16 protein-coding genes and 1 pseudogene are annotated in these 21,144 nt (G+C 62.6%); 6 read left to right on the plus strand and 11 right to left on the minus strand.

What is annotated here, in order from left to right; translation table 11 throughout:
- From HKL97_RS00105 to glpX, 4 genes and pseudogenes are all read left to right on the plus strand, one after another.
- Window positions 1–338 (plus strand): annotated as a pseudogene (locus tag HKL97_RS00105) (hypothetical protein); the annotation flags it as partial.
- A 39-nt stretch (window positions 339–377) separates the two neighbouring features.
- Window positions 378–1,598: an LL-diaminopimelate aminotransferase gene (locus tag HKL97_RS00110; RefSeq protein WP_291421634.1), complete on the plus strand. Its 1,221-nt coding sequence runs from the start codon at window positions 378–380 to the stop codon at window positions 1,596–1,598.
- Complete coding sequence (locus tag HKL97_RS00115) at window positions 1,595–2,884, plus strand: homoserine dehydrogenase (RefSeq protein ID WP_291421636.1); 1,290 nt, start codon at window positions 1,595–1,597, stop codon at window positions 2,882–2,884. Before HKL97_RS00110 ends, HKL97_RS00115 begins: the two co-directional genes overlap by 4 nt.
- Before the next feature lie 28 nt (window positions 2,885–2,912).
- Window positions 2,913–3,902, plus strand: a complete 990-nt coding sequence (glpX, locus tag HKL97_RS00120; protein WP_291421637.1) for a class II fructose-bisphosphatase — start codon at window positions 2,913–2,915, stop codon at window positions 3,900–3,902.
- A gap of 231 nt (window positions 3,903–4,133) precedes the next feature.
- Here the strand turns inward: glpX and HKL97_RS00125 are convergent, their stop codons facing one another.
- The 3 genes from HKL97_RS00125 to purU all read right to left on the minus strand — a co-directional run bounded on the left by HKL97_RS00125 (window position 4,134) and on the right by purU (window position 7,150).
- Entirely contained in the window at window positions 4,134–5,729 is a 1,596-nt protein-coding gene (locus HKL97_RS00125; protein WP_291421639.1) for an isocitrate lyase, read from the minus strand.
- Between the two features lie 220 nt (window positions 5,730–5,949).
- Entirely contained in the window at window positions 5,950–6,285 is a 336-nt protein-coding gene (locus tag HKL97_RS00130) for a hypothetical protein (RefSeq protein WP_291421641.1), read from the minus strand.
- Window positions 6,286–6,289: 4 nt separating this feature from the next.
- The gene (gene purU, locus HKL97_RS00135; protein ID WP_291421643.1) at window positions 6,290–7,150 is read right to left on the minus strand and encodes a formyltetrahydrofolate deformylase; all 861 of its coding nucleotides are present in this window, start codon (window positions 7,148–7,150) and stop codon (window positions 6,290–6,292) included.
- A 172-nt stretch (window positions 7,151–7,322) separates the two neighbouring features.
- On the opposite strand from purU, the gene HKL97_RS00140 reads away from it, so the two are divergent.
- Window positions 7,323–9,638 carry an aminotransferase class III-fold pyridoxal phosphate-dependent enzyme gene (locus tag HKL97_RS00140; RefSeq protein WP_291421645.1) on the plus strand — a complete coding sequence of 772 codons (2,316 nt, stop codon included), beginning with the start codon at window positions 7,323–7,325 and terminating at the stop codon, window positions 9,636–9,638.
- A 98-nt stretch (window positions 9,639–9,736) separates the two neighbouring features.
- On the opposite strand, the gene HKL97_RS00145 is transcribed toward HKL97_RS00140, so the two are convergent.
- Genes HKL97_RS00145 through HKL97_RS00170 form a run of 6 tightly spaced genes read right to left on the minus strand, consistent with a single transcriptional unit; the run spans window position 9,737 to window position 14,453 of the window.
- A complete protein-coding gene (locus HKL97_RS00145) occupies window positions 9,737–9,943 on the minus strand; it encodes a 2-hydroxymuconate tautomerase (RefSeq protein ID WP_291421647.1) in 207 nt (68 codons plus the stop codon).
- An 11-nt stretch (window positions 9,944–9,954) separates the two neighbouring features.
- A complete protein-coding gene (locus HKL97_RS00150; protein ID WP_291421648.1) occupies window positions 9,955–10,725 on the minus strand; it encodes a 2-keto-4-pentenoate hydratase in 771 nt (256 codons plus the stop codon).
- Between the two features lie 33 nt (window positions 10,726–10,758).
- Complete coding sequence (locus HKL97_RS00155) at window positions 10,759–11,565, minus strand: 2-keto-4-pentenoate hydratase (protein WP_291421649.1); 807 nt, start codon at window positions 11,563–11,565, stop codon at window positions 10,759–10,761.
- A gap of 16 nt (window positions 11,566–11,581) precedes the next feature.
- Window positions 11,582–13,066 carry a 2-hydroxymuconic semialdehyde dehydrogenase gene (locus HKL97_RS00160; RefSeq protein WP_291421651.1) on the minus strand — a complete coding sequence of 495 codons (1,485 nt, stop codon included), beginning with the start codon at window positions 13,064–13,066 and terminating at the stop codon, window positions 11,582–11,584.
- Between the two features lie 20 nt (window positions 13,067–13,086).
- The gene (locus HKL97_RS00165) at window positions 13,087–13,512 is read right to left on the minus strand and encodes a heme-binding protein (protein WP_291421653.1); all 426 of its coding nucleotides are present in this window, start codon (window positions 13,510–13,512) and stop codon (window positions 13,087–13,089) included.
- Between the two features lie 20 nt (window positions 13,513–13,532).
- Window positions 13,533–14,453 carry a catechol 2,3-dioxygenase gene (locus HKL97_RS00170; RefSeq protein ID WP_291421655.1) on the minus strand — a complete coding sequence of 307 codons (921 nt, stop codon included), beginning with the start codon at window positions 14,451–14,453 and terminating at the stop codon, window positions 13,533–13,535.
- Window positions 14,454–14,696: 243 nt separating this feature from the next.
- Between HKL97_RS00170 and HKL97_RS00175 the strand changes: the two genes are divergently transcribed.
- The gene (locus HKL97_RS00175; RefSeq protein WP_291421657.1) at window positions 14,697–15,521 is read left to right on the plus strand and encodes a GntR family transcriptional regulator; all 825 of its coding nucleotides are present in this window, start codon (window positions 14,697–14,699) and stop codon (window positions 15,519–15,521) included.
- Window positions 15,522–15,550: 29 nt separating this feature from the next.
- Here HKL97_RS00175 and glgX read toward each other — a convergent pair whose 3' ends face one another.
- Both glgX and glgA read right to left on the minus strand, forming a co-directional pair.
- Window positions 15,551–19,705 carry a glycogen debranching protein GlgX gene (gene glgX, locus HKL97_RS00180; RefSeq protein WP_363238093.1) on the minus strand — a complete coding sequence of 1,385 codons (4,155 nt, stop codon included), beginning with the start codon at window positions 19,703–19,705 and terminating at the stop codon, window positions 15,551–15,553.
- Window positions 19,702–21,144: a glycogen synthase GlgA gene (gene glgA, locus HKL97_RS00185; RefSeq protein ID WP_291421659.1), complete on the minus strand. Its 1,443-nt coding sequence runs from the start codon at window positions 21,142–21,144 to the stop codon at window positions 19,702–19,704. The genes glgX and glgA overlap by 4 nt, the downstream gene beginning before the upstream one ends.

Consider the following 21,144-nt stretch of genomic DNA (forward strand, 5'->3'; position numbering starts at 1 on the left):
CACCGCCCGCACCGCCAACCAACGGCCCGCCAGTGGCCCTGGCCTTCCCCCCCGGCTCGGCCCTTCTGCCGGCGGCCGCGCTCGCCCCCATCAAGGCAATCGCCGCGGAGCGCGTCAGGGCAATCGCCGCGGAGCGCGTCAGGGCAATCGCCGCGGCGCACGCCAAGGCCAGCAACGCGCACATCCTCGCCGGTGGTTTCGGCAGCTCCTTCGCCCTCGCGCTTGCCCGCGCGCAGCGCCTGGGCGAGGCCCTCACCGCCGCCGGCGTCCCCGCAAGTGCGATAAAACTCGTGGCCCAGCCCTCTGGTTCTGGCGGCTTCGTGCAATTGGTATATTAAGCCTCCACCAACCCCTTACAGAGAGACCTTGAGCGTTCCATGACCGAAGAGTTTCACCGCATCCGCCGCCTGCCCCCTTATGTCTTTGCCGAGGTGAACGCCGCCAAAGCCAAGGCGCGGGCCATCGCGGAGGACATTATAGACCTCGGCATGGGCAACCCGGACAGCCCCACGCCGCCGCATATCGTCGCCAAACTCGTCGAGACCGTGCAGGACCCGCGCAGCCACCGCTACTCCACCAGCAAGGGCATACCCGGCCTGCGCCGCGCGCTCGCCGCCTATTATGACCGCCGCTTCGGCGTGAAACTGAACCCTGACACCGAGGTCATCGCCACGCTCGGCTCCAAGGAGGGGCTGGCCAACCTCGCCGCCGCCATCACCTCCCCGGGCGACACCATCCTGGTCCCCAACCCTTCCTACCCCATCCACCAGTTCGGCTTCATCATCGCCGGCGCCTCCGTGCGTTCCATCCCCGCCGAGCCGGGCGAGGACATGCTGCGCGCCATCGACCGCGCCGTGCGCCACTCCGTGCCAAAACCCACGGCGCTCATCGTCAACTACCCCTCCAACCCCACCGCCCACATGGCCAGCCTTGATTTCTACAAGGAGCTGGTGGCGCTGGCGAAAAAGAACGAGCTGTTCATCATCTCGGACCTCGCCTACGCCGAAATTTATTTCGAAGGTCCGCCCCCGCCCTCGGTGCTGGAAGTTCCCGGCGCCAAGGACATCACCATCGAGTTCACCTCAATGTCCAAAACCTATTCCATGCCCGGCTGGCGCATGGGTTTTGGCGCCGGCAACCCGCGCCTCATCACCGCGCTCACGCGCATGAAATCCTATCTCGACTACGGCGCCTTCACCCCCATTCAGGTCGCCGCGACCGCCGCCCTCAACGGCCCGCAGGATTGCGTGGACGACATGCGCGCCCTCTACAAGGAACGCCGGGACATTCTCATCAAGGGCCTGCACGCCGCCGGATGGGATGTTCCCTCCCCCGCCGGCTCGATGTTCGCCTGGGCGCCGATCCCGCCGCGCTACGCCCATCTGGGCAGCCTGGAATTCTCCAAACTGCTGATGGAAAAAGCCAAGGTCGCGGTCGCGCCAGGCATCGGCTTCGGCGAATATGGTGACTCCCACGTCCGCATCGCCCTGGTTGAGAACACCCACCGCCTGCGCCAGGCCCTGCGCAACATCCGCCACTTCCTCGCCACGGACAGCACCGTTCCCGCAGATGACATCGCCCTGGAGGACGGCCAATGACCCCGCTTAAAGTCGGCATCGCCGGCCTTGGCACCGTCGGCGCCGGCACCGTGCGCCTGCTGGCTGAGAACGCCGCCCTCATCACCGCGCGCGCCGGGCGGCCCATCAGCGTCACCGCCGTCTCCGCGCGGGACCAATCACGAGACCGGGGCATCGCGCTCGCCGGCATCACCTGGCACGGCAACGCCCTCTCCCTCGCCGCCGATCCCAATGTCGATGTCGTGGTCGAGCTCATCGGCGGCGCCGATGGCCCGGCCAAAGCCCTGGTGGAAGCCGCCATCGCCGCTGGCCGCCCCGTGGTCACCGCCAACAAGGCGCTGCTCGCGGTGCACGGCGCCGCCATCGCCGCCGCGGCCGAGGCCGCTGGTCTCCCGCTCGGCTTCGAAGCCGCCGTCGCCGGGGGTATCCCGGTCATCAAGGTGCTGCGCGAGGGCCTCGCCGCCAACCACGTCTCGCGCGTCGCGGGCATCCTCAACGGCACCTGCAACTACATCCTCACCACCATGCGCGAGGAAGGCCGTGACTTTCCCGAAGTCCTGGCCGACGCCCAGGCGCTCGGCTACGCCGAAGCCGACCCCGCCTTCGATATTGACGGCGTGGACGCCGCCCACAAACTCACCATCCTCGCCGCCCTGGCGTTTGGCCAGAACGTTGATTTCTCGGCCGTGCATATCGAGGGCATCCGTCACATCTCCGCGCTGGACATCAGCTTCGCCGAGGAACTCGGCTACCGCATCAAGCTGCTTGGCATCGCGCAGCAAACACCGGCGGGCGTCTCCATGCGCGTCCACCCGGCCATGGTGCCGGTGAGCAAGCTCCTCGCCGCGGTGGAAGGCGTGTTCAACGCCGTGCTGATGGAGGGTGATTTCTCCGGCCCCGTCTTCTGCCAAGGTCGCGGCGCTGGCGCCGGCCCCACCGCCAGCGCGGTCGTGGCCGACCTGATCGACATCGCGCGCGGCAGTAAAATCCCCGTCTGGGGCGCCGCCCAATCGGCCCTGGCGCCCTCGCGCCCGGTCGCCATCGCCGCCCTCACCGGGGCTTATTACCTGCGCCTGATGGTCACCGACCAGCCCGGCGTGCTCGCCGATGTCACCGCCATCCTGCGCGAACACGGCATTTCGCTCGAATCCATGCTCCAGCACGGGCGCAAGCCCGGCGAGGCGGTGCCCATCGTCCTGGTCACGCATGACACGGTGGAAGCCGCCATCAGCGCCGCCATCGCGCGCATCGCCAGGCTGGATTGCGTGCAGGAACCCCCCGCCCTCATCCGCATCGAGCCCAAATAAGCCAAATACCAAACAAGAGAGACAAGCCATGACCGCACGCCGCCTCGGAGACGTCTCCGACCGCAACCTCGCCCTTGAACTCGTCCGCGTGACCGAGGCCGCCGCCATCGCCGCCTCGCGCTGGATCGGCCGCGGCAAAAAGAACGAGGCCGACGGCGCGGCGGTGGAAGCCATGCGCAAGGCGTTTGACACCGTGGCCATAAGCGGCACCGTGGTCATCGGCGAGGGCGAAATGGACGAGGCGCCGATGCTCTTCATCGGCGAAAAAGTCGGTCTCGGCGGCCCGCATATGGATATCGCGGTCGATCCGCTGGAAGGCACCAACATCACCGCCAAGGGCGGCGCCAACGCCATCGCCACCGTGGCCCTGGCCGAGCGCGGCAACTTCCTCCACGCGCCAGACATCTACATGGAAAAAATCGCGGTCGGCGGCGGCCTGCCCGAAGGCGTGGTCTCGCTTGACGCCCCCGTGGCCGAGAACCTCAAAAACCTCGCCCGCGCCAAGAAAATTGACATCTCCGACCTGATGATCTGCATGCTCGACCGCGAGCGCCACGCCGAAATAATCGCGAAAACCCGCGAGGCGGGCGCGCGCATCACCCTCATCGGCGACGGCGACGTCGCCGGCGTCATCGCCGTCAGCCAGTCCTTCACCGGGATTGACATGTATCTCGGCTCCGGCGGCGCGCCGGAGGGCGTGCTGGCCGCCGCCGCGTTGCGCTGCATCGGCGGCCAGATGCAGGGCAAGCTGTTGTTCGAGGACCAGGAGCAGATCGCGCGCGCTCGCACCATGGGCGTGAGCGACCCCAACCGCATCTACAATATCATGGACATGGCCAAGGGCGACGTCATGTTCGCCGCCACCGGCGTCACCGGCGGCCCGATGCTCAAGGGCGTGCGCCGTGAAGGTGGCGGCGCCTTCACCCACTCCATCGTCATGCGCAGCAAATCAGGCACCGTGCGCTACGTCGAGGCGCATCACAACTTCGCAACCAAAACCTGGGCGCCCGAGATGTAGGGGCGTAAATTCCCCTCGCCTTTTCACCTCATGTCCGCGAAAGCCGGCGTCTCCCGGATCAGCCATATCATTCCATTTTCGTACCAAACCCGCACAAATTGGGGCGCAAGTAAAAAACAATCTTTTACTAACAATACGTTATCGAGAATTTCCCGCAAATGCTCCACGTGGAGCACAAAAAAACAGCCTGGAGTTTCCCCCGGGCTGCCCTGCTTGCGCTCCCCCCGCGGCTTACGCCGCGAACTGGTTCATCGTGTTATGCGCGCCACCCGCCTTCAGCGCCGCTTCCCCAGCGAAATACTCCTTATGATCGTCGCCAATATCCGAGCCTGACATATTCTGGTGCTTCACGCAGGCGATACCCTGGCGGATTTCCTGACGCTGCACATTCAGCACATAGCCAAGCATCCCGGCGGCGCCAAAATATTCCTTGGCCAGATTATCAGTGGAAAGTGCTGCGGTATGGTATGTCGGCAGCGTGATGAGATGGTGGAAAATCCCCGCCCGCTTGGAGGCATCCGCCTGGAAGGTGCGGATTTTCTCATCCGCGCGCACCCCAAGCTCGGTGGCATCATAATCCACGCTCATCAGCTTCGCGCGGTCATAAGCGGACACATCCTTACCCTCCGCCTGCATCGCATCATAAACCTGCTGGCGGAAATTCAGCGTCCAGTTGAAAGACGGTGAATTGTTGTAAACCAGCTTGGCATTCGGCACCACCGCGCGGATACGGTCCATCATCCCGGCGATCTGCTCCACATGCGGCTTCTCGGTTTCGATCCAGAGCAGATCAGCGCCGTTTTGCAGGCTGGTGATGGAGTCGAGCACGCAACGGTCCTCGCCGGTGCCGGCGCGGAACTGGAACAGATTGGAGGGCAGGCGCTTGGGGCGCAGCAGCTTACCGTTGCGGTTGATGATGACATCGCCATTGCGCGCATCGCCCGGCGCCACTTCTTCGCAATCCAGGAACGCATTATACTGATCTCCCAGATCGCCCGGCGTATGGGAGACGGCAATCTGCTTGGTCAGACCAGCGCCCAGCGAGTCCGTGCGGGTCACGATGATCCCGTTCTCAACACCAAGCTCCATGAAAGCATAGCGGCAGGCACGGACTTTCGCGATGAAATCCTCATGCGGCACGGTCACCTTGCCATCCTGATGCCCGCACTGCTTTTCATCCGAGACCTGATTCTCGATCTGCAGCGCGCAGGCGCCCGCCTCAATCATCTTCTTGGCCAGCAGATAGGTTGCTTCCGCATTGCCAAAACCCGCGTCAATATCAGCGATGATAGGAACAACATGGGTCTCGAAATTATCAATCTTCGCCTGCACCTGCTTCTGCTTGGCCAGATCGCCCGCCGCGCGCGCCGCATCCAGATCGCGGAACAGCAGCCCCAGTTCACGGGCGTCGGCCTGACGCAGGAATGTATAAATCTCCTCGATCAACGCCGGAACCGAGGTTTTCTCATGCATCGACTGATCCGGCAGCGGGCCGAAATCCGAGCGCAGGGCCGCAACCATCCAGCCGGAGAGATAGATGTAGCGGCGCTTGGTGGCGCCAAAATGCTTCTTGATGGAGATCATCTGCTGCTGGGCGATGAACCCATGCCAGGCCCCGAGCGACTGGGTGTAATTCGCCGGGTCAGCGTCGTAGGCCGCCATATCAGCACGCATGATGCCGGCCGTGTATTTGGCGATATCCAGACCGGTATGGAAACGGTTCTGCAACCGCATCCGCTCGACGGATTCAGCATTGATACCGTCCCAGGTGCCGTTCTTGCTCTGGATAAGGTGGGTCAGTTTCGTAATATGCTCTTGATAGGACATCTGCGTTTTCCGTTGCCGTTGGTGAGGATGCGTGTTGCAATGCACCAAGTAGACATTGTTTCGGAAAAAAGGGAGTCAATTTTGTAAAAACAATGTGTAATATTGTAAAGGATTTACCGATTTTGCAGAAAACATGTAAAATTTTTTCTGCAAGCCGGCAGGGCACCGCGGTTCTCTGGCCTTCCCGCGCGCGGCAATGCTGCAAGCCGCCGCCTGATGCCTATGCTTTCCAGAAGGTCATCAACAATCCACCGGCAACGATGAGAACGCCGCCGCACAGGATAGGCAAGCTCGGGCGCACCCCGAATGCGGCAAGGTTGATGGCCTGCGCGACCACAAAAAACAAGGTGACATAGACGCCGAGGAGTCTGCCAAAATCCCAGTTGGGAAGGTTGACGGTGATGCCGTAACTGAACAGGACGGCGGCGCCCAAAGCAAAAAAGCCCATTCGCATTCCCATGGCGTGCGCATGGAGGCCGGTGCGGGCCAAGGCGTCGCCACCGGCTTCGAGCACGGCGGCGAGGGTGAGGACAACAAGAATCGAAAAATGACTCACGACGCTACACCGTGAACACGACGGCTTTTTTGCCGTTGAGGATGACCCGGTCTTCAAGGTGGTAGCGGACGGCGCGGGCAAGAACACGGCGTTCAATATCGCGGCCCTTGCGCACGAGATCATCTGGCGTGTCGGCGTGGGAAATCCGCTCGACATCCTGTTCGATGATCGGGCCTTCATCAAGGTCGGTGGTGACATAATGGCCGGTCGCGCCGATCAGCTTCACGCCGCGGCCATGCGCCTGGTGGTAAGGCTTCGCGCCTTTGAACCCCGGCAGAAACGAATGATGAATATTGATGCATTTGCCAGCTAGTTTCGCTGCCAGCGCATCGGAAAGCACCTGCATGTAGCGGGCCAGCACAACAAGTTCTGATTTGGTCTCCTTCACCAGCGCCCAGATCTGGCCCTCCTGCTCCATCTTGGTATCCCTGGTGACCGGCAGATGGTGAAAGGGAATGCCCCCCAGGTCGATCCCCGCGAAATGCTCGCGCCCATGGTTGGAAATGATCGCGGCGGGCGTCATCGCGAGTTCGCCAATGCGCCAGCGATACAGCAGATCAACAAGGCAATGGTCGAATTTGGAGACCAGCAGCAGCACCCGGCGCGGGGTGGCATGGTCGTTGATGCTGTAGGTGAGTTTGAACGGTTCGGCGATGCTGTGAAAATTCTCGCGCAAGGCCTCAATGCCGCTGCCGCCAACAAGATCAAAGCCGATGCGAGCGAAGAACTTGCCGCTTTCATCATCGTCAAACTGCTGCGCCTCGCGGATATCCGCGCCGTGCTCGAACAAATAGGTGCTGACCGCGGCAACGATGCCGGGGCGGTTCAAACAGGAGAGGGTGAGCACATATTGGGGTTTGGACATGCGGTTTCCTGAAGTTTCGGCAATGGCGGGGCCGGGGTGTTGCGGGCCGGGGAGTCATAGCGCAAATGGGCGGGACCGTGAATCCTCGCCGCGGGGGCGGCGATGCGGCGGCATCTTGCGCTTGCATGGCTTGGGAGTAGTTATGGGCATCCAACATCCCGAGGCTTAAGCCATGACCACAGAGTCCCGTCTCGTCGCGCTCCAGACCAGCCCGCCCGCCTTCACGCGGGATACGGCGGAAATGCTGGCATGGGATGTTTTCGGCGTGGCCGGCACCGCGCAGCTGCTCTATGGCGAGCGCGACCAGAATTTTCGGATCCGCCCCGAAGCAGGGGATGGGATCATCCTGAAAATCCTGGGGCCCGACGAAGATGCCGCCACGGTTGAATTCCAGACCGGGGCGCTTGAGCATATCGCGATGATGGACCCTGCCCTGCCGGTGCCGCGCGTCCACAGAACGCTGAACGGCGAAGCCTATACGCGGGTGAAGGATGACGCCGGGGTGGCGCATATCGTGCGGGCGCTGCGGTTTCAGCCAGGGCGGATCATGGAAGGCGTGGAGCCCGGCGTGGCGCTGCTGCGCAACACCGGCGCCACGCTGGCGCGGCTGAACCGGGCGCTGGCGAATTATTTTCATCCAGCCGCGGGGCAGCGGATCGTGTGGGACCTGCGCCGGATCGTGGAACTGCGGCCCTCCGCCACACTGATCGAACCGGCGGCAACCAGGGCGCTGGTTGAGGGCGCGCTTGACCGCTTCATCGCCTTCATGCCCGAGATGGCGCGGCTGCGCCACCAGATGGTGCATAACGACCTGCATCCCGGCAACATGCTGATAGACAATACGGCCAGCACGATAACCGGGCTGCTCGATTTTGGCGACATGATCCACGCGCCGCTGGTGTTCGACATCGCGGTGACCGCCGCCGAGACCACGGGCAGCAACATGTCCCCCATTGATTACGCCGCCGAGGTGATCGCCGGATATAACGCGGTGACACCGCTGGAGGATGCCGAATTCCCCGCCTTATTCGAGGCCATCATCGCCCGGCATGCGCAGAGCGCGACCATTCACGCCTGGCGGCGGCATAACGACCCGGAGGGCGCGGCGAAGCTTGGCAGTCTGAGCGCGCTGAGCGCCCCGGCTATCGAGGCGTTTCTGGCCGCCGGGCGCGAGGCCGTGGTAGCGAAATTCCGCGCCGTGGCGGCGCGCAAGGCGGAGGATGACGCGCAGGCCCTGCCCGCACGGCGGCGGCGCGTGCTGGGGCGGGGGCTGGAACTTTCCTACCGGGAGCCTGTGCATCTGGTGCGCGGCGAGGGCGTGTTTCTCTACGCGCCGGATGGGCGGCGCTATCTCGACGCTTACAATAACGTGCCCGCCGTAGGACACGGGAACAGGCGCGTGGCGGAGGCCATAGGCCGCCAGATGGCGACCCTGTGCGCCAACACCCGCTACCTGCACGAGACGGTGGTGGAATATGCCGAGCGGCTCACCGCCACCATGCCCGAGGGGCTGGAGACTTGCCTGTTCGTGAACAGCGGCTCGGAGGCGAATGATGCGGCCTGGCGGATTGCCAAAACCGTGACCGGGCACGGCGGAGCCCTGGTGATGGCCAACGCGTATCATGGCGTGACCGATGCGGTGGCGGCGCTTTCGCCGTATTATGGCCCCTTCGCGCAGCCGCTGGCCCCCTTCGTGCAGACGCTGGAGGCGCCCGATACCTATCGCGGGCGGCTTGGCGGCGCCGGGGCGGCGGCCGGCTATGCGGCGGATGCCGACCGCGCGATTGCCATGTTGCAGGCGAGCGGACACGGCGTGGCCGCGCTGATCATTGATTCAGCCTTTGTCTCCAACGGCATACTGGATGTGCCGGAAGGCTATTTGGCAGCGGTGGCGGCCAAGGTCCGCGCGGCGGGGGGGCTGGTAATCGGCGACGAGGTGCAATCAGGCTTCGGGCGCATGGGCGATGCCTTCTGGGGGTTTGCGCGCCATGGCGTGGTGCCCGACATGGTAACGCTGGGCAAGCCGATGGCCAACGGGCACCCGGCCGGCGCGGTGGTGACACGGCCCGATTTGTTGCAGGCGTTTACTGACAAGATCGATTTTTTTTCAACCTTTGGGGGCAACCCTGTCTCTGCTGCCGCCGCACTGGCCACGCTGGACATATTGCAGGGCGAGAAATTGCAGGACAACGCGCGGACCACCGGCAAGCTGCTGCGCGAAGGGCTTAAGACGCTGGCCGGGCGGCATGCTGCCATTGGGAATGTGCGCGGCGGCGGGCTGATGGTTGGCGTGGAGATTGTGCGCGACCACGCACTGCGCACGCCGGCGCCGGAGCTGGCAAAGCAGATTGCCAACAAGATGCGCCATCTGGGCGTGTTGATCGGCACCGAGGGACCGGATGGGAATGTATTGAAAATCCGCCCGCCCCTGCCCTTTGGCCCGCCGCATGCCGCGATGCTTCTGGAAGCTCTGGACCAGGCGCTTTAGGCCATCGCAGTCTCTAGCCTGATCGCTTTAAGCGCGATCAGGTCTGGCGATATTTCCGAGGGCGATTCACGCTTTCGGCTCGCTCGGTTGAGCGAACCTCAAACGATCGCGCTCTCGCCAGGCGGCTTGCCCTTGAGGACGCCGCCAGCGGCAAAATGCCATGGCGGAACCTCACGGATGATGACCCGGACCGCATCGCGCGGGGCGCCGACCGTCTCCATCAGCGCCACCGTGACTTTCTCGACCATGGCTTCCTTGGCCGCGAAACTGCGGCCTTCCATCATGGTGACTTCAACAATCGGCATTGCGGCCTCCTTTAAGCGGTTACGTTGAAGGACACGGCGCCCAGCTTCTGGAAGCTGGTACGCACGAAATCGCCAGGGGTGAGCGCGTGGGCGGCGGTGGCGCCGCCGGCGAGCACGATGTCACCTGGCTCCAGACGCTCGCCAACGCTGCCGATGAGGCGCGCGGCGCAGACCAGCGAACGGATCGGGTTGCCCAGAATCGCCGCCGTGGAACCGATTTGCACCGGGTGGCCGTTAAGCTCCATGATGATGCCGAGGTTGGAGACATCGGTGGAAGGCTTGGCCCAGGCGCCGAGGTAGAAGCCCGAGGAGGAGGAGTTGTCGGCAATCACGTCAGCCAGTGCGAATTTGAAATTTCTGTAGCGGCTGTCAATGATCTCCATTGCCGGGGCAATGGCTTCCACCGCGTCCAGCGCTTCGGCGGGCGAGACGTTGCCCGATAGCGGCTTGCGCATGACGTAGGCGATTTCAGGCTCGACGCGCGGATGCGTGTAGCGCGCGTGGGACATCTCGCCGCCTTCCTCAAGGCGCATCGCGTCCGTCAGACGGCCCCAGATGACCTCGGCAACCCCCATTTGCTGCATTTTCGCGCGCGAGGTGAGGCCCATTTTGTAGCCCACGCGGCGCTCGCCGCGCGCCCAGCGCCGCGCCACCGAGAGCGCCTGGATGGCATAGGCATCAGCCACCGAGAGATTTGGGTAAGTATCGGTGAGCTGCGGCACGGCGGTGGCGGTGCGCGCGGCTTCGTCGAGGCCTGCCGCCAGTTCGGAAAGATTGGTCATGTTACTGCCTCGCGGAGTTTGAAGTGGCCATGATTATTCGTTTGCAAAAGCGGCGCGCACGGCGCCGAGGCCCTCGATGCGTACATCGAATACATCGCCCGGCTGGACGCTGACCATCGGCCCCAGCGCGCCGGAGAGAATGGTATCGCCCGCGCGCAACGGATGACCGGCGCGCGCCATCACCTGCGCCAGCCAGAGCGCCGCGTTCAGCGGTGAACCCAGGCAGGCGGCACCCGCGCCGACGGAGACGGGCTCGCCGGATTTTTCCATGACCATGCCGCACAGCCGCGGGTCGAAGTCCGGCAGCCGTACCGGGCGCGAGCCCAGCACATAAAGGCCGGAGGAGGCGTTGTCAGCGATGGTGTCGGTGATTTTTATGTCCCAGTTCTGGACGCGCGAACCAACGATTTCCACGGCGGGGACGGCATATTCGATGGCGCGGAAGAGATCCGCCGCCGTGAGCTGCTCATGCATGAGATCGCGCCCCAGCACGAAAGCAATCTCAGCTTCGACCTTGGGCTGCAGGACATCGGCCAGCGATACGTCCTGCGCCTCGCCGCGCGCCATGTCGGCGAAGAGCATGCCGTAATCAGGCTGGGTGACGCCCAGCTGTTTCTGCACGGCAACCGAGGTGAGGCCGATTTTGCGGCCTGCCAGGCGGCGGCCGGCGGCCAGCGCGCGCTGCGTGTTGAGCTCCTGCACCGCGTAGGCTCCCGCGACATCGCCTTCGGCCAGGAGCGTGCGCACCGGAGCACAAGGGGTGCCGCTGCGCGCCGCCTCGAACAACAGATCGGCGGCGGCGCGGATGGCATCCGCCGTGGATTTTGAAGATATGGTCATGATTGTTGTTCCGCTCTCAGAGTTTGACGCAGACGTTAGTGATTTCGGTGTAAAACTCAAGCGAGTGCACCCCGCCCTCGCGGCCGATGCCCGACGCTTTCGCGCCGCCGAAGGCTGTACGCAGATCGCGCAAGAACCAGGAATTCACCCAGCAGATGCCAACCTCCATGCGGGCCGCGACGCGATGCGCGCGCGAGAGATTTTCCGTCCATACCGAAGCCGCCAGGCCGTAGGGCGTTGCGTTGGCGAGACGGATGGCTTCCTCCTCGGTATCAAACGGGCGGATGTGGCAGCAAGGACCAAAAATTTCCTCGTTCACCACCGAGGCATCGTCGGGCAGGCCGGTCCAGATCGTCGGCTGGACCCAGGCGCCGCCGGCGAGTTCGCCCGGCATGTCCGGCACGCCGCCGCCGGTGATGATGGTGGCGCCCTCCGCAACAGCCCGCGCGTAGTAGGAGAGCACTTTTTTACGATGCTGCTCACTGACCAGCGGGCCGAGATTGGCGGCGGGATCTTCCGGGCTGCCGAACTTCAGCCCCTCGGCGCCCAGCTTCAGCCGCGCGACGAATTCATCAAAAACCGGGCGTTCGACATAAATCCGCTCGGTGCCGAGACAGACCTGGCCGCAATTGGCGAAGGCCGAGCGCATCGTGCCTTCGATCGCCTTATCCAGATCGGCATCGGCGAAGACCAGCGCGGGGTTTTTGCCGCCCAGTTCCAGCGAGACAGGGCGCACGCCGCGCGCGGCTTCGCGCATAAGCGCCTCGCCGCTGCGGGTGGAGCCGGTGAAGGTGATGCCGTTGACGCCAGGATGCTGGGTTAAGAATTCCCCCGCCGAATTGCCGCCGAAACCATGCACGACGTTGTAAACACCCTTGGGCACACCTACGGAATTCATCACCTCGCCGAGCAGCGTGGCGGTGAGGGGCGTGGCCTCGGAGGGCTTGACGACAACGGTGTTGCCCAGCGCCAGCGCCGGGCCAACCTTCCAGGTCATCAGCAGCAGCGGCAGGTTCCAGGGCGAGATGACCGCGATGACGCCGCGCGGACGGCGCAGCGCATAATTCATCGCGCCATTGCCATCGGGTGTAGGCGTGGTGAAGCATTCTGTGGATACGGTTTTCGCGACATCAGTGAACATCGTGAAGTTAGCCGCGCCGCGGGGGATATCAATATGCGAGGCAAGGCTTGCCGGTTTGCCGGTGTCCAGGCATTCGGCGGCCAGGAATTCATCGAAGCGGCGGTTGATCTCGGCGGCGACCTTGCCTAGCAGGGCTGAGCGCTCGTTCAGCGACATCCGGCCCCAGGGGCCATCCAGCGCGGCGCGCGCGGCTTTTACCGCCGCGTCGATCTCGGCGCGCCCGCCCTCGGGGACGGCGCCAATGCGCGAGCCGTCAACAGGGCAAATGTTATCATAGAATTTGCCGGTGCCGCCCTGGGTGAAGGCGCCATCAATGAAATGCGCCGCATCACGGCGGGCAGCGGATAATGAGAAGGTCATGAAAAATTTGTCCCTTATAATCAATCCAGGCCGAGCGCGCGCAGCCCGGCCGCGGCACCGGCGCGGTCGTCGTCCTCCGAACCGCCGGAAACGCCGATTCCGCCTATGATGTTGCCATTTTGCCGAAGCGGCGCGCCGCCCCCGAACAGCACCACGCCGGGGCGCATCGCCAGCCCTTCACGCACCACTTCACGCTGCGAGAGGCGTTTGCAGAGATCGTCCGTCGAGATGCCGAAAATCGCCGCGGTCCATGCCTTGTCACGGGCGATATCCACCGAGGCGGCAAACGCCCCATCGGCGCGCAAGCAGGCGACGAGCGCGCCGCCGGGGTCCACCGCGCAAGCCACCACGGCAACCCCGCGCGATGCGGCATCAGCCACCGCGGCCTGCACGGCACGCAGCCCGGCGGCGGAAGTGATGGTGACGGTTGAACGGAAAATGCTCATGGCCTTGCCGCCGTTTTGTTTCAGGTTACGACAGAGAGGAACGCTTCGTTAAGAACGCGTTCGTAATAGAAAATGCCTTTGCCGATCTGGGTTTCGTCCCAGGTGCGGGTCGGGTTGTCAGGATAATAGGTGTAGCCGCCGGCGAAGACCTCATCGCGGTTGCCGGAGGGGTCGAAGAAGTAGATGGTCTGGCCGCGCGTGATGCCGTGGCGGGTCGGCCCGATATCGATGGAAATATCGAAATGGGTCAGGATGTCAGCGGCGTGGCCGACGCTGTCCCAGTTTTCGAGTTCGAAGGAGACGTGATGCAGCTTGTTCGGCTCTGCGTGATTGACGAAGGCGATGTCATGCGCCTTCATGCCGCAGGTGAGCCAGATGGCGAGAAGGCCGCCTGGCGTGTCAACCCGCTCGGCGCAGCGGAAATCCAGAACCTTTGTGAAGAAATCGAGATTTTCCTCAATCTTCGGGCCGTAGAGGAGCGCATGGTCAAAACGGTTGGCCTGCATGCCGTGCGGCTCGCTCACCCAGATGTTCGGGTTATGCGTCAGCGGCTTCGGCTCGGACTGCTCGGCATGGGCGTAAAGCTCGATCCGGTGGCCGGAAGCGATGGTGAAGCCGATACGCCGGCCGATGCCGGGCTGCTCGCCCGCGGCGACGTGATCCACCGCATATCCGTAGTCTACAATGCGCTTCTCGAAGGAATCCAGATCCGAATCTTCCAGCACCTTGAAGGCCATCAGGTCAACGCCGGGGGCATCAGCCTTGCGCAGGACGATGCTGTGGTGGTCGAATTCGTCAGCAGCCTTCAAGTACATCCGGCCGTCCGCCCCCTCCGTTACCCGGTTGAGACCGATACGCTTGATGTAATGTTCGACCGCTGATTGCATGTCGAGCACGCGGAGCTGAATAAAGCCGGGACGCAGAACGCCGGTATGGGCCATCGGTAATCCTCCTTGGTTGCGGTGGCGGCCTTTCCGGCAGCCATTCCTGAAAGCGGCAGACTTAAAGCTGAAGCGTGAGAGCGGTTATTATGAGGCTGGAGGCCGCGGCCATACCGCCGCTCCAGCCATGCAGAGGGTGATATTCCCGGCGGTGGAGGCTGTCAACAATAATTTCGAGATTTTTTATATATTCGGTAAAATTGTTATTTTCATTTATATTCCAAAGCCGCTATCATAGGGCAAATGTTGCGATTTACCCGGCTGACCGCCCAGATCCCCGCGTTTCTGGCCAGGGTGGAAAAGCATTCGGAGGATGACTGGATATGGATATTTATGGATACTAATGCAGCCGCTAATGTGACAGCCGCGGCCTTGGCACCGCCCAAGCCGGTTGCCGCGCGCAGCCTGGTGGAAGCGGCGCATGAGGCGATCCGCCATGAAATTCTCACCGGAGGGCTGGCGCCGGGGGAAAAGCTGCGGTTCGAGATGCTGCGCAAGCGCTTTGGCTTTGGCGCCAGCACGCTGCGCGAGGCGCTGACGCGACTGGTGGGGGAAGCGCTGGTTACCTCCGAGGAGCAAAAGGGGTTCCGGGTTGCGCCGGTCTCGCTGGAGGACCTCGCCGACCTGACCCGCACGCGCAAGTTCATTGAACTGGAGGCGTTGCGCGAGTCCATCCTGAATGGTGACGACGCATGGGAGGGCCGCCTGGTTTCCGCCTTCCACCGGCTTTCAAAGGTGGAGGCAAAGCTGAGCTCCGGGCCTGAGTTGCAGCAGGATGAATTCGAGCGCCGCAACAATGAATTTCACCATGCGCTGATCAGCGCCTGCCCTTCGCGCTGGCTGCACCATCTGCACGGGATATTGTATCAGCAGTCGGAGCGATATCGCCGCATCTCGCTGGTGAACCGGGTTGTGCCGCGCGATGTGCATGCCGAACACAAGGCGATGTTTGATGCCGCGCTCGCGCGCAACGTGGAATTGGCCTGCCAGGTTGCGGGCGAGCATATCGAACGGACGCTCGCTGTGATGGGCAAGGTGCTGAACGCGGGGATGAGACCGGGTGGTTAAGCGCCAGCGCGGCGGGCGGCAAGCGTGTGTTAACTACTCGCGCGGGCGTGCAATGCCAGCAGGCTGAGCCGCGCCCGCTCGGTGGCAAACAGCTCAGCGGCCGTGAATGGAAGGCGGTGGCGCCAATTTGGCCGTTCCAGATTTGTACCAGGCAGATTCTGGCTGATGGTTTCCCCCGCGAGATCCTCCGCCTGGACCATGAGCAGCGCCGAGGGCGCGCGCGCGAGCCATTTGTGAATCGCGGCGAGCATGGCCGGGGATAATCTCTCGCTGTCAACGTCGGGCAATACAATGCCATCAGCCGCGAGCGCGCGGCGCAATGCCTGCTTCTCATGCTGGCGAAGGCCATGCTGGCTGAGGCTGGCCGACGCATCGATAAGGCCAAGCGCGTGGCGCTCGGCAATATCCGTCCCTTGCCACCAGCCGGCGAGCGGCGGCAGGTCATGCGTCGCGGCACAGGCCAGCGCGGCGGCCGGATACAAACGCGGCGCGATGAAATCTTCAGCCGTGCGCTCCAGCATCATCACGCGATAGCTGAGTACGCCGGCAGCCGCCAGAGTCTCGCGCAGCCCATCGGGGACCGTGCCGAGATCCTCGCCGACGACCAGGCAACTCGCTTTCTGGCTTTCCAGACTGAGATGGCCGGTGAGCGTTGCGAGCGGATAGTGGACATAAGCGCCATCGCGCGCGCGCCCGCCTTCTGGAATCCAAAAAAGTCTGGAAAGGCCAAGAACATGATCAATCCGCAATGCCCCGGCATGGCGCATGTTGGCGGCAGCGGCGGCACGGAAGGAGGCGAAGTTCGTGCGCTGCCAGGCCAGCGGATCGGGCGGCGGCAGGTTCCACATCTGGCCCTGCGGCCCCAAAGGGTCCGGCGGCGCGCCGATGGAAACGCCGCGGGCAAATGTATCGGCATTGGCCCAGGCTTCCGCGCCGTCCGGCGCGCAGCCGACCGCAAGATCGCGGTACAACCCCAGCGCCAGGCCGCCCGCGCGCGCGGCGGCGGCGGCGGCGCTCAACTGGTGGTCGCACAAAAATTGTAGAAACAGCGCATAACGATGCTGTTCCCGATGGCGCCGCGCCAATTCGCGCACCTGCGCCGAGGCTGCGTCGCGCAGCGCGGCCGGCCAGCGCTGCCAGGAAGTCCCCGGGTAAAGCGCGCTGATAACCTGAAAGTTCGCGAACCCTTCGAGTTGTTCACCGCCCGCGGCGATGAAACTCTCAAATTTCCGGACCATCGGGTGGTTGGGGAGAATCCGCGCCGCGGCTACAAAACCATCGAAAAGATTTTGAAGAAATCTTGATTTCTCAAGCCAGATCGCCGGATAGTTGAGACTGTCGCCAGGTGGGGTGCTTGGCGCGGGCGTAAAGCCGGGAATATCGTGCAAGGCATCAAGCGCCAAGTGGATCGGGTCCAGGTATCGCCGGTCAGATGGATGATAAGGGCTTGCGCGTTCACGCGCCGCCGGACACAACATGTGCAGCGGTTGAATGCCCAGCAGCGCCGCGCCATGCTGCCCGGCGAGAGATGCGAACTGCGCGAGGGCGCAAAAATCGCCGATGCCGGCGTCACCCGCGCGGCGCAACGAATAACTTTGCACGGAGATGCCAAAGTGTTGGGCCGGCCATGTAGCCGGAAGATGGCAGCGGCGGGGCGCGGCTGTAAGATGGCAGATAGTATAAGGCATATTTTCAAAGAAGGCGGTGTAGTGCCCAGCTTCAAGGCGCGGCAGAGGCAGGCTTAGGACCCGCAGCACACGGCCGAGGGAGTCAGTTAACGGGGCGTGGGCGCGCCAGCGCGGCGCCAGCGTGGCAACCAGATTGCCGGAAGCATCACGCAGGAGCAAAGCCGCGAGAGGAAAGGCATCAGCCGGGGCGCGCGTTACCAGCAGCATGGATGCTTCGCCAGCGTAGACCATGTGGCTTTCAGGAAGCAAACGGGTTGTGCGGGAGCCAACGGTTTGCATCAGGCTGTCCCACGCCTGCGACTGTGTTGCCACGTCCAGTTTCATCGCAGAGAGCAAGGCGCGTTGCGTTTCCTCGCTAACGATGTGCTGGTTGCCCGCAATATCCCACCATTCAGGCGCAATGCCCACGGCGCCGGAGAGCCGCGCGAGCAGATGCGAATCCGGCGGGCGGGAGGTGCGCGATTGCGCCGGATATTCGGCGAACAGCACGAGCGAGCGCGCAGGCAAACTCATATCATCCTGGCCCAGGCATGAAGCCGTGGAGAGTACGCGCCGCCAGAAAAAATTTCTCCGGGCGTCAGGCAGGATCAGGGGCTCATGATGGTATCCAGGGTTGAGGGCCACGGCCACGCGGTCGGCATCCCCGCCGGCAACGTCCACACTGAAAACAGCGACAAGCGTGGCGTCATCTGGACTATTCCATTCAGCATCGCCATGAAGCGGTGCCCGCGCGCTTCGCCACTCGACATCAGCCAGGCCCGATTCAGCGGAGACGCCGCCTGTTAAAAACGGCTCGGCACGCAAGGCCGGATGCGCGCGGCGAAGCGCGATCAGATCACGCGTGAAGGCAATGAGGGCGGGGTCAGCCTGCGCCCAGTCGAGCCAGGTGAGAGGATTATCCTGCGCGTAGGCGTTGTTATTTCCATGCTGGGTGATGCCAAGCTCCGCACCCATTGAGAGCATGGGCGTACCACGCGAGAGCAGCAGGGTGGCGAGCAGATTACGTTGGTCACGCCCGCGCAGCGTGTGGCAGGTTTCATCGTCACACGGGCCTTCATGCCCATGATTCCAGGAAAAATTACTATCAGTGCCGTCCCGGTTATGTTCGCCGTTGGGATCGTTGCGCTTGTGCGCGTAACTGACCAGGTCTGCCAGCGTAAAACCATCATGCGCGGTGATAAAATTGATGGAGCGGGAAGCAAGATGTTTACCGGCGAAGACATCCGCCGAGCCCGCCAGCCTTGTCGCCAATGCACCACGCAAGCCCTCATCGCCGCGCCAGAAGCGCCGTACATCATCTCGGAAATGATCGTTCCATTCGCCGTATTGCGCGGGGAAGCCGCCAATCCGGTAGCCGCCGGGACCGACATCCCACGGTTCAGCGATCAGCTTCGCCTGACGCAAAAGTGGATCTTGTGCAATGGCGGCAAGCAGCGGCGCAGCCGGGTTGAATGTTCCTTCCTCCCTGCCTAACGAAGTTGCCAGATCAAACCTGAAGCCATCGACACCGCCAAGCTCGACCCAGGTACGCAGACAATCCATCGCCAGCCGCAGCACCGCGGGGCGATTAAGCGCAAGGCAGTTGCCGCATCCAGAATCATTTATGTAATGTTCTGGATCGTTGGAAAAGAGACGGTAATAGCTGGCATTATCCAGCCCGCGCAGTGAAAGTGTTGGCCCGAACTCATCGCTTTCTCCTGAATGATTCAACACGACATCCAGGATCACCTCCAGCCCGGCGGCGTGCAATGCCTCAACCGCCTGGCGAATTTCGGGCCATCCGCCAGGAGCAAGACGCGGGTCAGGCGCCATCAGCGCCACTGGATTATAGCCCCAGTAATTGCTGAGACCGAGCCGCGGCAGATGCCGTTCGTCAACCCAGGCGGCTGCCGGCATGATCTCAACCGTTGTGACGCCAAGATCACGCAGATGCGAAATTGCGTCAACGCTCGCAAGAGCGGCGAAAGTTCCCCGAATTTGATTGGGAATTTCCGGATGAAGCCGGGTGAATCCGCGCACATGCAATTCGTAAATCACAGTGCTCGACCAAGGAACACGCAGCGGCGAGAAGGGTTTGCAGAGTTCCGTCCGATTTATGACAATCGCCTTTGGCATTGATGCCGCGCTGTCAGCCGTCTTGTGTTCGCCTGAAGAAAATTGTTTTGAGTCGAGCACAAAATGACGATCCAGACACAATGCATAAGGATCCACAAGCAGTTTTTCTGGATTAAACCGATGACCGAGCGTGGGGGCATCAGCGCCGTGTGCACGCAGGCCGTAACGAGCGCCTACGCCCACACCCGCGACGTAAGCGTGAAACACATCCCCCGTGCGGCCAGGAAGTGCAATGGCATGGGTTTGCTGTTCGCCTGTTGCATCAAACAGGCAAAACTCTATAGTCGTTGCATATTTAGAATAAACAGCGACATTTACGCCGCCCTCATCAGGGGTTACACCTAGCGGTTCTGGAAAACCGGAGCTAGTATGCAGCATCATGCTCGAAATTGTGCCGCCTCACGGTAAAGTGCCGCATAGCGTTGTGCGGGGTGCAGCCAGGAGACATCACTGTTCATGCCGTTGCGCTGCAGGCCAGCCCACGCTGTTTTATCTTTGTAAAGCGCGCAGGCGCGTCGAATTCCAGCCTCGATCATTACCGTGTTCACGGGAGACACCTGAATTCCCGTTGCCACGCCAGCCGCCAGGGCGGCTTCATTGGCGTCGATGATCGTATCCACCAGCCCGCCAACACGCGACACCAAAGGTACGGCGCCATAACGAAGAGCGCAGAGCTGAGTAAGGCCGCAGGGCTCGAACCGCGATGGTACAAGCAGAATGTCAGCCCCGGCCTGGATTAAATGCGCGAGGGCTTCATCATATTGAAACACGCAAGCGATATTATGCGGATCCGCCGCAGCCGCAGCAGCATATTGGTCTTCAAGAAATTTATCCCCCGCACCAAGCAGGGCAAGTTGCCCGGCGGCGGTGAGCGCCGGCAACGCCTCCGCCAGGAGATCAAGCCCCTTTTGCCAGGAAAGCCGGCTGACCACGCCAAACAATGGCCGCTCTGGATCCGCCGCAAGACCAAGATGATTTTGTAAAGCCCGTTTGTTATTTGCACGTTGAAATAGATTTCCCGCATCATAATTGGTGGGTAGATATGTATCCGTCGCCGGATCCCAGACTTTCGTATCGATTCCATTCAAAATTCCCGATACGATCTCACTGCGGCTACGCAACAACCCATCCAGCCCCATGCCACCTTCTGGTTGCAAAATCTCAAGGGCGTAGGCCGGGGAAACGGTCGTGATACGATCCGCGAATTGCAGGGCCGCCTTCAGATACCCGATGGTGCCGTAATATTCAACGCCATCTAGCGCGAAGGCCGTTGGCGGTAAGCCGATCTCTTCTAATAACGCGGGACTGAACTGCCCCTGAAAAGCGAGGTTATGCACGGTAACAATTGTGGCTGGGCGTACACCGCCGTCGTAGTGAAGATACGCCGGAACCAGCCCTGCCTGCCAATCGTGAACATGGATGACCTCGGGGATGAAAGCCGGCACAACACCCTGGCCGATATCTGCTCCGGCCCGTGAAAGTGCAGCAAAGCGCTGGGCATTATCGGGCCAGTCCTCGCCGTCCGGACCAATATACGGATTGCCCTGACGCTGGTACAGATGCGGTGCATCCAGCACGAACAGATCCAACCCATGCGCGCTGGCGCTTAAAATTCGCGCTTGGCCGCCAAAAAATTCAGAATATTTGTGGATCGTTACGGTTTTTTTTAGCGACTTCATCACCGCAGGGTATCCGGGAATCAAACTCCGCGCCTGAATGCCAAGAAGTGCCAATGCGCCAGGCAACGCGCCGGCAACGTCTGCAAGGCCGCCGGTTTTGATGAGCGGATAAATTTCCGAGGTAACCGAGAGTACCCGCAT

Source organism: Acidocella sp., from assembly GCF_013044125.1.
In the GTDB taxonomy this organism is placed as follows: Bacteria; Pseudomonadota; Alphaproteobacteria; order Acetobacterales; family Acetobacteraceae; genus Acidocella.

Bases quoted from the DNA above. Each gene is read 5' to 3' on its own strand.
- HKL97_RS00125 (WP_291421639.1), bottom strand. From the start codon at position 5,729: ATGTCCTATCAAGAGCATATTACGAAACTGACCCACCTTATCCAGAGC.
- purU (WP_291421643.1), bottom strand. From the start codon at position 7,150: ATGTCCAAACCCCAATATGTGCTCACCCTCTCCTGTTTGAACCGCCCC.
- HKL97_RS00150 (WP_291421648.1), bottom strand. From the start codon at position 10,725: ATGACCAATCTTTCCGAACTGGCGGCAGGCCTCGACGAAGCCGCGCGC.
- HKL97_RS00145 (WP_291421647.1), bottom strand. From the start codon at position 9,943: ATGCCGATTGTTGAAGTCACCATGATGGAAGGCCGCAGTTTCGCGGCC.
- HKL97_RS00160 (WP_291421651.1), bottom strand. From the start codon at position 13,066: ATGACCTTCTCATTATCCGCTGCCCGCCGTGATGCGGCGCATTTCATT.
- HKL97_RS00155 (WP_291421649.1), bottom strand. From the start codon at position 11,565: ATGACCATATCTTCAAAATCCACGGCGGATGCCATCCGCGCCGCCGCC.
- HKL97_RS00165 (WP_291421653.1), bottom strand. From the start codon at position 13,512: ATGAGCATTTTCCGTTCAACCGTCACCATCACTTCCGCCGCCGGGCTG.
- HKL97_RS00175 (WP_291421657.1), top strand. From the start codon at position 14,697: ATGTTGCGATTTACCCGGCTGACCGCCCAGATCCCCGCGTTTCTGGCC.
- HKL97_RS00170 (WP_291421655.1), bottom strand. From the start codon at position 14,453: ATGGCCCATACCGGCGTTCTGCGTCCCGGCTTTATTCAGCTCCGCGTG.
- HKL97_RS00115 (WP_291421636.1), top strand. From the start codon at position 1,595: ATGACCCCGCTTAAAGTCGGCATCGCCGGCCTTGGCACCGTCGGCGCC.
- glgA (WP_291421659.1), bottom strand. From the start codon at position 21,144: ATGCGGGTACTCTCGGTTACCTCGGAAATTTATCCGCTCATCAAAACC.
- glpX (WP_291421637.1), top strand. From the start codon at position 2,913: ATGACCGCACGCCGCCTCGGAGACGTCTCCGACCGCAACCTCGCCCTT.
- glgX (WP_363238093.1), bottom strand. From the start codon at position 19,705: ATGATGCTGCATACTAGCTCCGGTTTTCCAGAACCGCTAGGTGTAACC.
- HKL97_RS00110 (WP_291421634.1), top strand. From the start codon at position 378: ATGACCGAAGAGTTTCACCGCATCCGCCGCCTGCCCCCTTATGTCTTT.
- HKL97_RS00140 (WP_291421645.1), top strand. From the start codon at position 7,323: ATGACCACAGAGTCCCGTCTCGTCGCGCTCCAGACCAGCCCGCCCGCC.